Here is a 12,762-nt window from a genome sequence, read left to right on the forward strand (position 1 = left end):
ATCGTGCGCTGATCCACGAGATTGGTCAATACCCGAGCAGAACTGAGCATGGATTTGATTGAAGATGACGAGTAGTGTTCACGCCGTGCTGGCAGAACGACGACACCAACTCATCCTGCGGGCCCTGCGCTCCGGCGGGCCCGCGGCTGTGACCGACCTCTCCGAGCAGCTGGGTGTGAGCCCCGCCACGATCAGGCGCGACCTGGTCAAGCTCGAGGAGGACGGTCTGCTCACCCGTGTGCACGGCGGCGCCGTGGTGGACGAGGGCGACCAGCCCTTCGCCGAGGTCGCCGAGGTGCGGGTGTCCGAGAAGGACGCCATAGCCGCGCATGCCGCGGCGATGGTCGCCGACGGCCAGTCGGTGCTGCTCGACATCGGCACCACCGCCTTCCGGCTCGCCCGCCAGCTGCACGGCCGCCGCCTCACCGTGATCACCAGCAACCTGGTGGTCTACGAGGAGCTCGCCGACGACGAGGGCATCGAGCTGGTGCTGCTCGGTGGCATGGTCCGCCGCGAGTACCGCTCCCTGGTCGGCTTCCTCACCGAGGACAACCTGCGCCAGCTGCATGCCGACTGGCTCTTCCTCGGCACCAGTGGAGTGCGTCCGGGCGGGCAGGTGATGGACACGACGGTGGTCGAGGTGCCGGTCAAGCGCGCCATGATCAGAGCGAGCGACAAGGTCGTCCTCCTCGCCGACCAGGCGAAGTTCCCGGGCACGGGTATGGCGAAGGTCTGCGGTCCCCAGGACCTTGACGTGGTGGTGACGAACGCCCCGGTCGACCCGGCGACCCGCTCCTCCCTGGAGGAGGCGGGCGTCGAGGTGGTCGTGGCAGGAAAGGTGCAAGGGTGAAGCTGACGATTCTGGGCGGCGGCGGGTTCCGCGTGCCGCTCGTGTACGGGGCCCTGCTGGGCGACCGCGGCGAGGGCAGGGTCACCGAGGTCGTCCTGCACGACCTGGACGCGGGCAGGCTGTCCGCGGTGACCCGCGTCCTCGCCGAGCAGGCCGCGCAGGTCGCGGACGCCCCCCAGGTGACCGCCACGACCGACCTGGACGAGGCCCTGCGCGGCGCCGACTTCGTGTTCTCCGCGATCCGCGTCGGCGGCCTGGAGGGCAGGGCGAACGACGAGCGCGTCGCCCTCGCAGAGGGCGTCCTCGGCCAGGAGACCGTCGGCGCGGGCGGCATCGCCTACGGCCTGCGCACGGTCCCGGTCGCCGTCGACATCGCCCAGCGGGTCGCGCGCCTGGCCCCGGACGCCTGGGTCATCAACTTCACCAACCCGGCCGGCCTGGTCACCGAGGCCATGTCCCGCCACCTCGGCGACCGCGTCATCGGCATCTGCGACTCGCCGGTCGGCCTCGGGCGCCGTATCGCCCGCGTGCTCGGCGGGAACCCGAAGGAAGCCTGGATCGACTACGTCGGCCTCAACCACCTCGGCTGGGTGCGCGGACTGCACATCGCCGGCCGCGACGAGCTCCCGCGTCTGCTCGCCGACCCGGACCTGCTCGGCTCCTTCGAGGAGGGCAAGCTCTTCGGCGTCGACTGGCTGCAGTCCCTGGGCGCGATCCCCAACGAATACCTGCACTACTACTACTTCAACCGCGAGGCCGTCCGCGCCTACCAGCAGGCCGAGAAGACCCGCGGCGCCTTCCTGCGCGACCAGCAGGCCCACTTCTACGAGGAAATGCGCAACCCCGGCGCACACGCCCTCGCCGCCTGGGACCGCACCCGCGCCGAGCGCGAGGCGACGTACATGGCCGAGAACCGGGAGAGTGCCGGCGCCGGCGAACGCGACGCCGACGACCTCTCCGGCGGCTACGAGAAGGTCGCCCTCGCCCTGATGCGGGCCATCGCCCGCGACGAACGCACCACCCTGATCCTCAACGTCCGCAACCGCAGCACCCTGTCGGTGCTCGACGCCGAAGCCGTCATCGAGGTCCCCTGCCTGGTCGACGCCAACGGCGCGCACCCGGTCGCCGTCGCCCCGCTGCCCGAGCACGCCACCGGCCTGGTCTGCGCGGTGAAGGCGGTCGAGCGGGAGGTGCTGGCCGCGGCCGAGTCCGGTTCCCGTACGACGGCGGTGAAGGCGTTCGCACTGCACCCTCTGGTCGACTCCGTGAACGTGGCCCGACGGCTGGTCGAGGGCTACACCGACGTGCACCCCGGGCTGGCGTACCTTAGGTAGGTGCGCCACCGGAAAGCGCTTTCTCCCTGCCCGTCCTCGGACCGCCTGTCCGCCCGACCCGCTGCCCGCCCGCTCACTCCCTCCCTCTCGGCTCCCTGGTTTTCTGGAGACTTCCCATGCACGACGAACGCCGCCGGATCGAGGAGCGCGCCGAGCGCCTCCACAACCAGCGCATCAAGACCGCGATCTACGCGGCCACCGTCCCCCTGACGGTCGAGGCCTGGCAGGCGCCGGGCGAGCCTGTCCCGTTCGAGGAGGCCGCGGCTGCCTCGTACGAGCCCTTCGCGATGGACACCCCGTGGGGGCCGCCCTGGGGCACGACCTGGTTCCGGATGCGCGGGCAGGTGCCCGCCGAGTGGGCCGGCCGGCGCGTCGAGGCGGTCATCGATCTCGGCTTCGTCGGCGACTGGCCGGGCAACCAGGCCGAGGCGCTGGTCCACCTCACCGACGGGACGCCGCTGAAGGCGGTCAACCCGCTCAACCAGTACGTGGCGATCGCCAACCCGGCGACGGGCGGTGAGGAGATCCACTACCTGGTCGAGGCGGCCTCGAACCCGGACATCCTGGCGAACAACTTCTCCGAGCCCACCCCCATGGGCGACATCCTGACGGCCGGCAACAAGCCGCTGTACACCTTCCAGCGAGCCGACCTCGCCGTCCTGGACGAGGAGGTGTTCCACCTCGACCTGGACCTCCAGGTACTGCGCGAGCTCATGGTCCACCTCGGCGAGCACGAGCCGCGCCGGCACGAGATCCTGCACGCCCTGGACCGGGCCATGGACGCCCTCGACCTGGACGACGTCTCCGGCAGCGCCGCCGCCGTCCGCGAGGTGCTCGCGCCGGTCCTCGCCAAGCCCGCGCACGCCAGCGCCCACACCGTCTCCGGCGTCGGCCACGCGCACATCGACTCGGCCTGGCTGTGGCCCATCCGCGAGACCAAGCGCAAGACGTCCCGCACCTTCTCCAACGTCACCTCGCTCGCCGACGAGTACGACGACTTCATCTTCGCCTGCTCCCAGGCCCAGCAGTACGAGTGGGTGCGCGACAACTACCCCAAGGTCTGGGCGCGCATCCAGGAGTCCGTGAAGAAGGGCCAGTGGGCGCCGGTCGGCGGCATGTGGGTCGAGTCCGACGGCAACCTGCCCGGCGGCGAGGCCATCGCCCGCCAGCTCGTCCACGGCAAGCGGTTCTTCATCGAGCACTTCGGCATCGAGACCAAGGGCGTCTGGCTGCCGGACTCCTTCGGCTACAACGCCGCCTACCCGCAGCTCGCCAAGCTCGCCGGCAACGAGTGGTTCCTCACCCAGAAGATCTCCTGGAACCAGACCAACAAGTTCCCCCACCACACCTTCTGGTGGGAGGGCATCGACGGCACCCGCATCTTCACCCACTTCCCGCCGGTCGACACCTACAACGCCCGCTTCAGCGGCGAGGAGATGGACCGCGCGGTCCGCAACTACCAGGAGAAGGGCGCCGGTACGCGCTCCCTCGCGCCCTTCGGCTGGGGCGACGGCGGCGGCGGCCCCACCCGCGAGATCATGGAACGCGCCCGCAGGCTCGCCGACCTGGAGGGCTCGCCCAAGGTCGTCGTCGAGCACCCGGACGACTTCTTCGCCAAGGCCCGCGAGGAGTACCCGGACGCCCCGGTCTGGAACGGCGAGCTCTACCTGGAGCTGCACCGCGCCACCTACACCTCCCAGGCCCGCACCAAGCAGGGCAACCGCCGCTCCGAACACAAGCTCCGCGAGGCCGAGTTGTGGGCGACGACGGCCGCACTGCACGCGCCGGGCTACACCTATCCGTACGAGAAGCTGGACCGGCTGTGGAAGACGGTGCTGCTGCACCAGTTCCACGACATCCTGCCGGGCTCGTCGATCGCCTGGGTGCACCGCGAGGCGGAGGCCGAATACGCGCGTGTGGCGAAGGAGTTGGAGGAGCTGACGGCCGAGGCGGTCGCCGCCCTGGGCGGTGGCGCGGCCCGGGTCTTCAACACCAGCCCCTTCGACCGGGCCGAGGTCGTGCGTACGACCGAGGGCGCACCGACTTACGTCGAGGTGCCGGCGAGCGGCAGCGCCCCGCTCGCGGCCGCCGAGTCGCCGCAGGCGGTGACGGTGGCCGGAAGGGTGCTCGACAACGGCCTGGTGCGCGTCGAGGTCGCCGAGGACGGCACGCTGGCCTCGGTGCGCGATCTGCGCGCCGGAGGCCGCGAGGTCCTCGCCGACAAGGGCAACCTGCTCCGTCTGCACACCGACCTGCCCAACTACTGGGACGCCTGGGACATCGACAAGCACTACAGGAACCGCTACACCGACCTGCTGGATGCCGACTCGGTCGCGGTCGTCGAGGAGGACCCGCTGCTCGGCGCGATCCGCGTGGAGCGCAGCTTCGGCAAGGGCTCCAAGCTCACCCAGACGATCACCCTGCGCGCCGGCAGCCCCCGTATCGACTTCGAGACCGACATCGACTGGCACGAGGCCGAGAAGATCCTCAAGGCGGGCTTCCCGGTCGACATCCGCGCCCCGCACTCCTCCGCGGAGATCCAGTTCGGCCACATCCAGCGGCCCACACACACCAACACCAGCTGGGAGGCGGCCCGTTTCGAGGTCTCCGGCCACCGCTGGGTGCACATCGCCGAGCCCGGCTACGGCGTCGCGGTCATCAACGACTCGACCTACGGCCACGACGTCTCCCGCACGGTCCGCGAGGACGGCGGTACGACGACCCGGGTCAGCCTCAGCCTGGTCCGCGCCCCGCGCATCCCGGACCCGGAGGCCGACCAGGGCCGCCACCGCTTCGTCTACTCCCTCCTCCCCGGCGCGAGCATCGAGGACGCGGTCGCGGAGGGCTACGCCCTCAACCTCCCCCTGCGGGTGGCGGATTCCGCGGGCGCGCCGGAGCCGGTCGTGTCGGTGGACGGGGAAGGCGTGACGGTCGAGGCCGTGAAGCTGGCCGACGACGAGTCCGGCGACGTGGTCGTCCGGCTCTACGAGTCCCGCGGCGGCCGCGCCCACGGCGTCCTGCGCACCGGCTTCCCACTCGCCGGCGCCCAGGTCACCGACCTGCTGGAGCGCCCGCTGGAGGACGCGGACGTCGAAGCCGGCACGGTCCCGGTCTCGCTCCGCCCCTTCCAGATCCTGACCCTCCGGCTGCGGAGGGGCTGACGCATGGCCATGCAACCCTGGTTCACCGACGCCAAGTTGGGGATCTTCGTCCACTGGGGCATCTACGCCGTCGACGGCGTCCAGGAGTCCTGGTCGTTCTACGACGACATCGTGCCGCACGACCGGTACATGTCCCAGCTGGAGCGCTTCACCGGCGCCAAGTACGACCCGAAGGCGTGGGCGGACCTGTTCGCCCGCGCCGGCGCGAAGTACGCGGTACTGACGAGCCGTCACCATGACGGCGTGGCCCTGTGGGACACGGAGTACGGCGACCTCAACCTGGGCAAGGACTATCTCGGCCCCTACGCCGAGGCCCTGCGCGAGAAGGACCTCAAGGTCGGCTTCTACTACTCCCACTCCGACTGGAACCACCCGGACTACGCGTCCACGCGCAAGCCGGGCCGCCCGCCGGAGCTGGAGGACAACCGCTACTCGGAGGTCGCCGCCGAGGACGAGGACCTTGACGCCTGGGAGCGGTTCATCGCCTACCGGGACGGCCAGATCCGCGAACTGGCCTCCCGCTACCGGCCCGACCTGATGTGGTTCGACGGCGAGTGGGACCGCAGCGAGGAGCAGTGGCGCATCCCCGAACTCGCCGCACTCATCCGCTCGTACGTGCCCGACGTCGTCTTCAACGCCCGCATGCTCAGCGAGGGCGACTACGCGACGCCCGAGCAGGGCGCCCCCATCGTGCCACCGGACGGGCCCTGGGAGCTGTGCCTGACGATCAACGACTCGTGGGGCTACCAGCACCAGGACCACAACCACAAGTCTCTGGCCCAGCTGATCCGCTACTTCACCGAGACCATCGGCGGGGGCGGCAATCTGCTCCTCGACGTCGGCCCCATGGAGGACGGCACCATCCCGCAGCCGCAGGTCGAGCGGCTGGAGGGGTTGGGGGAGTGGATCCGCAGGCACGCGGAGGCGGTGTACGGAACGGTGCGCGGGCTTCCGGCCGGGCACCACTACGGGCCAAGCACCCTCTCCGCCGACCGCCGCACCCTCTACCTCACCCTGTTCGACATCCCGCGAGCAGAGATCGGCGTCCGGGGGCTGGCGACGGCGGTCCGCAAGGTCACCGTCCTCGGCACCGGCACCGAGCTGGGCCACCGGGTGGTCGGTGGGCTGCACGACGCGGTGGGTGTGGTGTGGATCGATCCGCCGGTGGAGGCGGACCTGGACCCGTACGCGACCGTGCTCGCCGTGGAGCTGGAGGGGGAGTTGGAGCTGTACCGGGGGTCGGGCCGCTTCTGAGACCCGCTCACATATAGCCGTCCCGGTTCTCGTCACGCTGCTTCCGGGCTTCCCGCCGTCCTTGTACGAGTTCGGTCAGGGGAGCCCGGAGCGCGTAGATACCGACAAGGGCGCCCGCGATGCCCGCCGCCGTGTACAGCCAGTTCTGCATCGATGTGAAGCGGTGCGACCAGGTGTTGTAGACCTTCAGATGGATCTTGATCGGTGGGTCGAGGGTCGCCAGGGCACGGTTCGTCTCACCCTGGTAGGTGATGACGGTGAGAGCAAGGTCGTAGGCGCCCGGCTCGTCGGCCGACACACTCCACTGCCACTGAGCGGTCTCTCCCGGCGCGGCGATGGCATGCTTCTCCGGGCCGTGCAACACCGTCTTCACGTCCGGGTCGTCTGCCGACAGCCCGGCACCTTGCCATCCGCCCACCCGTAAGACCCGGGTCTCCAGGGCGGCCTGCGCGGCGCGGCGCGACGACTTCTCGCCGCGCGCGGTGAGGATGACGGCGTAGGTCAGATGGCCACCGACGGACATCGAGATGTACGGGGTGTAGGTGAGGGACCCGTCGAAGAGGTGTTTGCGGTCGTTGCGGATCGAGGCCTCCAAGGCGGCCTGGCCCAGCCCCGCCCCCGAGCCTGAGTCGCTGGGCACCCCGCACGCGGCGAGGCCGAGCGTGAGGAGGAGCAACAGACACCAGGCGACCGCGATCCTCGTCCTCACGCCTGCGCCGCCCCCGGTTCCCGTCACGTCGAACCACGAGAAGGCCCCCGCGGCGGGACAAGATTCTTCCCGCCGCGGGGACCCGGGCGCCAGCCCTTCTTCCAGCCTCCTCAGTCCCGCCTCAGTTGCTCCTCAGCCGGTGAAGCCGGCCGTGATCGAGGTGAACTGCCAGTTGTTCTGGCTGATGCCGGAGCAGTTGCTCACCACACCGCCACCCGGGCACGGCCGGTCACGGTTGACCGACCAGAAGGCCAGCCGGGCGATGTGGTGCGAGTTCGCCCAGTCCTTGATCTGGGTCCAGATCGCCGGGGTGGTGGTCTCCTGCTGGTCGGACAGGCCGTTCATGCCGGAGATCCCGATGTGGGAGTAGGCGGTGGCGTCGTCCCACCCGAAGGTCGACTTCAGCTTGGCCTTCAGGCCCTCCGCCGCGTTCACGGTGTTGCCGTACATGTCGGAGCCGCCGCCGAAGTCGAACGGCATGATCGTGAAGACGTCGATGTTCGCGCCCAGCGACTGCGCCTGCTCGATGAGCCGGTTGCCGTAGTACGTCGGGCCGGTCGTCGACGTGCCGAACGTGACGATGGTCTTCAGGCCGGGGTTGTTGGCCTTGACCGTCTTCAGGGCGGTGAGGATCTTCGCCTGGACGGCCTCGTTCTCGAACTCGTCGGAGTTCTCGATGTCCATGTCGATCGCCTTGAGCGAGTAGGCGTCGATCACCTTCTGCAGGGCCCCGGCGAGCGCGCTCGCGGAGGAGCAGTTGGCGCCGAGCTTGCTGCCCTGCCAGCCGCCGAACGACGGCACGATGTCACCGCCGGCGGAACGGATGGCGTTGATCGCGGACTGGTCGGCGCCGCCGGTCAGCGGCCGGCTGCCGTCCCAGGCGGGAGTGCAGCCGCCCGAGTCGAGCACGAAGGCCATCGTGAACCACTTGACGCCGGTCGCGCTCATCACCGTCGAGGGGCTCGGCGGGTCGCCCCAGCCCTCGTACAGATAGGGCGCGGCCTGCTTGAATCCGGTGCCGCCACCGCTGCCCGCATCCGTGGTCACGGAGAAGGAGTTGGAAGCCCCGGAGGTGTTACCGGCCGCGTCCCGCGCTTTCACCGTGAAGGTGTACGACGTGCTGGGCGAGAGCCCGCTGACCGTGGCGGACGTACCGGAGACGGTGAGGACGTTGTTCGAGCCGCTGTAGATGTCGTATGCCGTGACACCGACGTTGTCCGTCGAGGCGTTCCACTTCAGCGACACGCTCGACGAGGTCTTGCCGGTCGAGGTCAGCCCGGTCGGCGCGGTGGGCGCCTGGGTGTCCGAGCCGCCGCCCCCGCCGCCGGGGCCGTCGAGGCTGATGTCGTCGGCATAGTAGGTGCCCTGGGCGTACCAGCCGTGGACGTAGATCGTGGCGCTGGTCTGCGAGGCACCGGTGGTGAAGGACACCGACAGCCGGCTGTACGCCGACGGGGACGTCGTCCAGGTGGAGGCGCCGCCGTTCACGCCGAGGTAGACGTAGGAGCCGCGCACCCACCCGCTGAGCGAGTACGCGGTGTTCGGCTGGACGGAGACGGTCTGGCTGCACTGCGCGTTGTCGCTCGAACTCACCGCCCCCGCAAGGGACTTGGAGCCGCCGTGCACGGGGGAGGAGGCGACCGAACCGAGGTTGCCGGTGCAGGTCCAGGGGGAGAGACTGCCCGACTCGAAGCCGGGATTCGTCAGGATGTTGGCCGCTTGGGCCGTACCGGGAAGGGCGATGGCTCCGGCGAGCGCGAGAGCGGCGGAGCCGAGTAGTGCGAGTAGCCGACGTCTGGAACGTCTGAGTGTGTTGCGCACGCGATCTCCCTGGGGAATGGGGGTGTTCGGGAGTGCAGAGAGAACTGCAGAGGGGTGCGCAACCAAGTTGGTATGGACCAATCTCGGTGTCAAGGTCTGACGCCGAATTGGTCCATACCGGTGGGGTAGCGGCCTTTAGGGGCGCGGGGCTGTATCGATTTGCGGCTCCGCCGCGATGGGGGTCTCCCCGCTCGAGCGAAGCCGAGAGTGGGGGAGCGACAAGCCACAGACAACCCGCAGTCGGCAGACAACCTAGAGCGGCAGGGCCTGAGCCGAGACCTCCACGGAGTCAACGGGCGCCGGCACTGCGGGCAACAGAGGCTCCGCCTCAACCCTCTGCTGCGGCAGCGACACCGGACGGAGCGGCCGCGGCCCCGACACCACCGTGTAGTCCTGCCCCAGGAACGGCGGAGCCATCTCACCCGGGTCCTCGCCGAGCGCCAACTGCACTGCTGCCCAAGGGACGTTGACGCCACACAGGGACAGCTGATGCAGGCCCCCCGCCGGGCGGGTGTTGACATCCATGAGGACCGGCTCGTCGCCGAACATCCGGAACTGGATGTTGGACAGATAGTGCAGCCCGAACCCCTCCGCGATCCGCCGCGCCGGCTCCAGCCACTGCTCGTGCAGCGTGAACCCGCGCCGCCGGCCGTTCTTGGTGCGTCCGATCGCCAGCCGCACCCGGTTGTCCGGCCCGGTGAGGCAGTCCACCGAGACCTCCGGCTGCTCCAGACGCGGCATCACCAGCCAGTCGACGGGCTCGTCGGACTGCTGCAGTGCCTCCACGACCAGATCCAGCGGCACATGCGGGCCCGGGAAGCCGTTGAGGTGAACGAGCGAGAAGGGGGCGCGCGTGACGATGCGGAAGCCCACCCCGCCAGCGCCGGACGCCGGCTTGAAGCACGCCTTGTGCCCGCCCGCCTCCAACTCCTCCACGGCAGCCACGAGTTCACCCGCGGTCCGCACGCGCCACCACGGTGGCACGGGCACCCCGATCGCCTGGACCGCCTCGTACGCGATCACCTTGTCGTGGAAGACGGCCACCGCCTCCGGAGGCGGCGCCAGCAGCGCCGTACCGACCGCCTCGAAGTCGGCGCGGTGCGCCACGATCGCCGACTGCTGCAGCCGGGGCACGAACACGTCGATGCCGCGCCGCTGGCACTGGTCGAGGGCGTACTCGACGTACGCGGCCGGGGACAGGCCCTCCGGCTCCAGATCGGCGGTGTCGGCGGCGGCCAGCACGGGGGAGTCCGCGTCCCCGTGCGTCGCATGGATCTCCACGGCCCGATCGCTGGGATTTCGCCGCAGCTGATCCATGAAGAACACGTTCTCCGCGTACGTGCGGTTGAGCCAGACGCGTACGCGAGAGACCATGCAGGGCCGTCCTTTCACGGTTCGCGGGCACGGCTGAGCAGCCCGTGCCCGGGCAGGGGAGTTGGAGGGTCACCAAACCGCCCTTGAATGAAGGGAAGTTCATGGCGGTGGTGTTGGGGCGATCATACGGCTTCCCAGAGGCCGCGCGTGCAACGTACGTGTTACGGATTCGACGATCTTGCTGCCTTGTCGGTGAGCCGGGAAATGTGTTCTCGTGGTCCCATCCGTGGGACCGCGGGTGCGCAGCGTGTACGGAGGGGGCGGAAGGTGACGTCGACGGCCGGTGGTGCCGGACAGCTGCTGGCCATCAGCGACCTGCACATCGGATACGCCGAGAACCGCGCCCTCGTCGAGGCGATGCGCCCCGAGTCGGACGAGGACTGGCTGCTCGTGGCCGGCGACGTCTCGGAGAACGTGGCCGACATCCGCTGGGCTCTGAAGACGCTTGCGAGCCGTTTCCGCAAGGTCGTCTGGGCGCCGGGCAACCACGAGCTGTGGACCCATCCGAAGGACCCCGTCACCCTGCGTGGCGTCGCCCGCTACGAGCACCTGGTCGCCATGTGTCGCGAACTCGGCGTGACGACACCCGAGGACCCCTACCCGGTCTGGGAGGGCCAGGGCGGTCCGGTGGCCGTCGCACCGCTCTTCCTCCTCTACGACTACTCGTTCCTGCCGGCCGGCTGCACCACCAAGGAGCAGGGCCTTCAGTACGCGCACGGCACCGGCATCGTGTGCACCGACGAGTACCTGCTGCACCCCGACCCCTACCCGAGCCGCGAGGACTGGTGCCGGGCCCGGGTCGCCGAGACCGAAGGCAGACTCGCCGCGCTCCCCGCCGACCTGCCGACCGTCCTGGTCAACCACTACCCTCTGGACCGGCACCCCTGCGACGTGCTGTGGCATCCGGAGTTCGCCATGTGGTGCGGCACCGAACTGACCGCCGACTGGCACCGCCGCTTCCGCGTCGAGACCATGGTGTACGGGCATCTCCACATCCCGCGGACCACCTGGCACGAGGGTGTCCGCTTCGAGGAGGTGTCCGTCGGCTACCCCCGCGAATGGCGCAAGCGGCCGCAGCCGCCGGGGCAACTGCGCCGCGTGCTGCCGAAGGAGGTCAGGGCCGGGTGATCGAGGAGCTGCTGCCGGACGAGGTGGTGGCCGTGGAGGTGCACGGCGACGACGGGAGCGAGCCCGCACCGCTGTATCCCGAGGAGGCGGAGGCCGTGGCGCGGGCGGTGCACAAGCGCCGCCGTGAGTTCGCCCTCGTACGGGCCTGCGCGCGCCGCGCCATGGAGAAGCTCGGCGTGCCGGCGCAGCCCCTCCTGCCCGGCGAACGCGGCGCACCGGGCTGGCCGCCCGGCCTGGCCGGCAGCATGACCCACTGCGAGGGCTACTGCGCCGCCGCCCTGGTCCGCGCCACCGACCTGGCCTCCGTCGGTATCGACGCCGAACCCCACCGGCCGCTCCCGGACGGAGTCCTGGACGCGGTGGCCCTGCCCGCCGAGGCGGCCAGGCTGCGCCGCCTGGCCGTGCGGCACCCCGAGGTCCACTGGGACCGGCTGCTGTTCAGCGCCAAGGAATCCGTCTACAAGGCGTGGTTCCCGCTCACCGGACTGTGGCTGGAGTTCACCGAGGCCGACATCGAGGTCAGCGTCGACCCCGACGAGCGGCTGCACGGCGGCTTCCGCGCCGAACTCCTCGTCCCCGGCCCGCTGGTCGGCGGCCGTCGGCTCGGCCACTTCGAGGGCCGGTGGACCGTCCAGCGGGGGCTGGTGGCGACGGCGATCGCCGTGCCGCCCACCCGGTGAACCCCCGCCCGGCGGCCGCCGGCCGTCACGGCTCCGGGCACCAGCTCTGCAGCAGCCGGAAGAACTCCTCCTCGTTCCCCGCCAGACCCGCCGCCGCCAGTGCCTGCTCCGCCTCGGCGAGCACCGCGGGCGGTACGACGGGTGGGCGCGGGGAGCCGGGGGGACCGTCGAAAGCGGCTCGTACGGTGTGCAAGAGCCGCAGGTAGGCCTGTACGGCGGTGCGCTCGTGGTCGGTCAGTACGGCAGTGGGCATCGGTCGGCTCTCCCCGCTCGGCTTCGTCGGTCACACCCCCGTACAAGGGGGCGCAACTCCAGCTTGCCGCCCGCCACTGACAATGGGGTCCGGGCACCGGTCCGTTCGCCCGCTTAGCGGAGGCGAAACCTCCTCGAAATCCGTTGTGGGAAAGCAGTTCTACGCTGGAGGACAAGGGCTTTCGGCCGCTTGTGCGCG

At 70.2% G+C, this 12,762-nt stretch carries 10 protein-coding genes; 6 read left to right on the forward strand and 4 right to left on the reverse strand.

What is annotated here, in order from left to right:
* Positions 1 to 85 precede the first annotated feature (85 nt).
* The 4 genes from EDD92_RS39280 (at position 86) to EDD92_RS39295 (ending at position 6,599) form a co-directional block, all read left to right on the forward strand.
* Positions 86 to 850, forward strand: a complete 765-nt coding sequence (locus EDD92_RS39280; RefSeq protein WP_123970751.1) for a DeoR/GlpR family DNA-binding transcription regulator — start codon at positions 86 to 88, stop codon at positions 848 to 850.
* Positions 847 to 2,184, forward strand: a complete 1,338-nt coding sequence (locus tag EDD92_RS39285; RefSeq protein WP_123968693.1) for a 6-phospho-beta-glucosidase — start codon at positions 847 to 849, stop codon at positions 2,182 to 2,184. The genes EDD92_RS39280 and EDD92_RS39285 overlap by 4 nt, the downstream gene beginning before the upstream one ends.
* Positions 2,185 to 2,300: 116 nt before the next feature.
* Positions 2,301 to 5,345 carry a glycoside hydrolase family 38 C-terminal domain-containing protein gene (locus tag EDD92_RS39290; RefSeq protein WP_123968694.1) on the forward strand — a complete coding sequence of 1,015 codons (3,045 nt, stop codon included), beginning with the start codon at positions 2,301 to 2,303 and terminating at the stop codon, positions 5,343 to 5,345.
* A gap of 3 nt (positions 5,346 to 5,348) precedes the next feature.
* Positions 5,349 to 6,599, forward strand: a complete 1,251-nt coding sequence (locus tag EDD92_RS39295; RefSeq protein WP_123968695.1) for an alpha-L-fucosidase — start codon at positions 5,349 to 5,351, stop codon at positions 6,597 to 6,599.
* 7 nt (positions 6,600 to 6,606) lie between these two features.
* On the opposite strand, the gene EDD92_RS39300 is transcribed toward EDD92_RS39295, so the two are convergent.
* The 3 genes from EDD92_RS39300 to EDD92_RS39310 form a co-directional block, all read right to left on the reverse strand.
* The gene (locus EDD92_RS39300; protein WP_123968696.1) at positions 6,607 to 7,308 is read right to left on the reverse strand and encodes a hypothetical protein; all 702 of its coding nucleotides are present in this window, start codon (positions 7,306 to 7,308) and stop codon (positions 6,607 to 6,609) included.
* A 132-nt stretch (positions 7,309 to 7,440) separates the two neighbouring features.
* Complete coding sequence (locus EDD92_RS39305; RefSeq protein WP_123968697.1) at positions 7,441 to 9,129, reverse strand: carbohydrate binding domain-containing protein; 1,689 nt, start codon at positions 9,127 to 9,129, stop codon at positions 7,441 to 7,443.
* Between the two features lie 252 nt (positions 9,130 to 9,381).
* The gene (locus EDD92_RS39310; protein ID WP_123968698.1) at positions 9,382 to 10,503 is read right to left on the reverse strand and encodes an ATP-grasp domain-containing protein; all 1,122 of its coding nucleotides are present in this window, start codon (positions 10,501 to 10,503) and stop codon (positions 9,382 to 9,384) included.
* Between the two features lie 267 nt (positions 10,504 to 10,770).
* On the opposite strand from EDD92_RS39310, the gene EDD92_RS39315 reads away from it, so the two are divergent.
* Both EDD92_RS39315 and EDD92_RS39320 read left to right on the forward strand, forming a co-directional pair.
* A complete protein-coding gene (locus tag EDD92_RS39315; protein ID WP_123968699.1) occupies positions 10,771 to 11,631 on the forward strand; it encodes a metallophosphoesterase in 861 nt (286 codons plus the stop codon).
* Positions 11,628 to 12,311 carry a 4'-phosphopantetheinyl transferase gene (locus EDD92_RS39320; protein ID WP_123968700.1) on the forward strand — a complete coding sequence of 228 codons (684 nt, stop codon included), beginning with the start codon at positions 11,628 to 11,630 and terminating at the stop codon, positions 12,309 to 12,311. The genes EDD92_RS39315 and EDD92_RS39320 overlap by 4 nt, the downstream gene beginning before the upstream one ends.
* Positions 12,312 to 12,336: 25 nt before the next feature.
* Here the strand turns inward: EDD92_RS39320 and EDD92_RS39325 are convergent, their stop codons facing one another.
* Positions 12,337 to 12,564, reverse strand: a complete 228-nt coding sequence (locus EDD92_RS39325) for a hypothetical protein (protein WP_123968701.1) — start codon at positions 12,562 to 12,564, stop codon at positions 12,337 to 12,339.
* Between the last annotated feature and the right edge of the window lie 198 nt (positions 12,565 to 12,762).

This window comes from Streptomyces sp. TLI_185 (assembly GCF_003814765.1).
Lineage (GTDB): Bacteria > Actinomycetota > Actinomycetes > Streptomycetales > Streptomycetaceae > Streptomyces.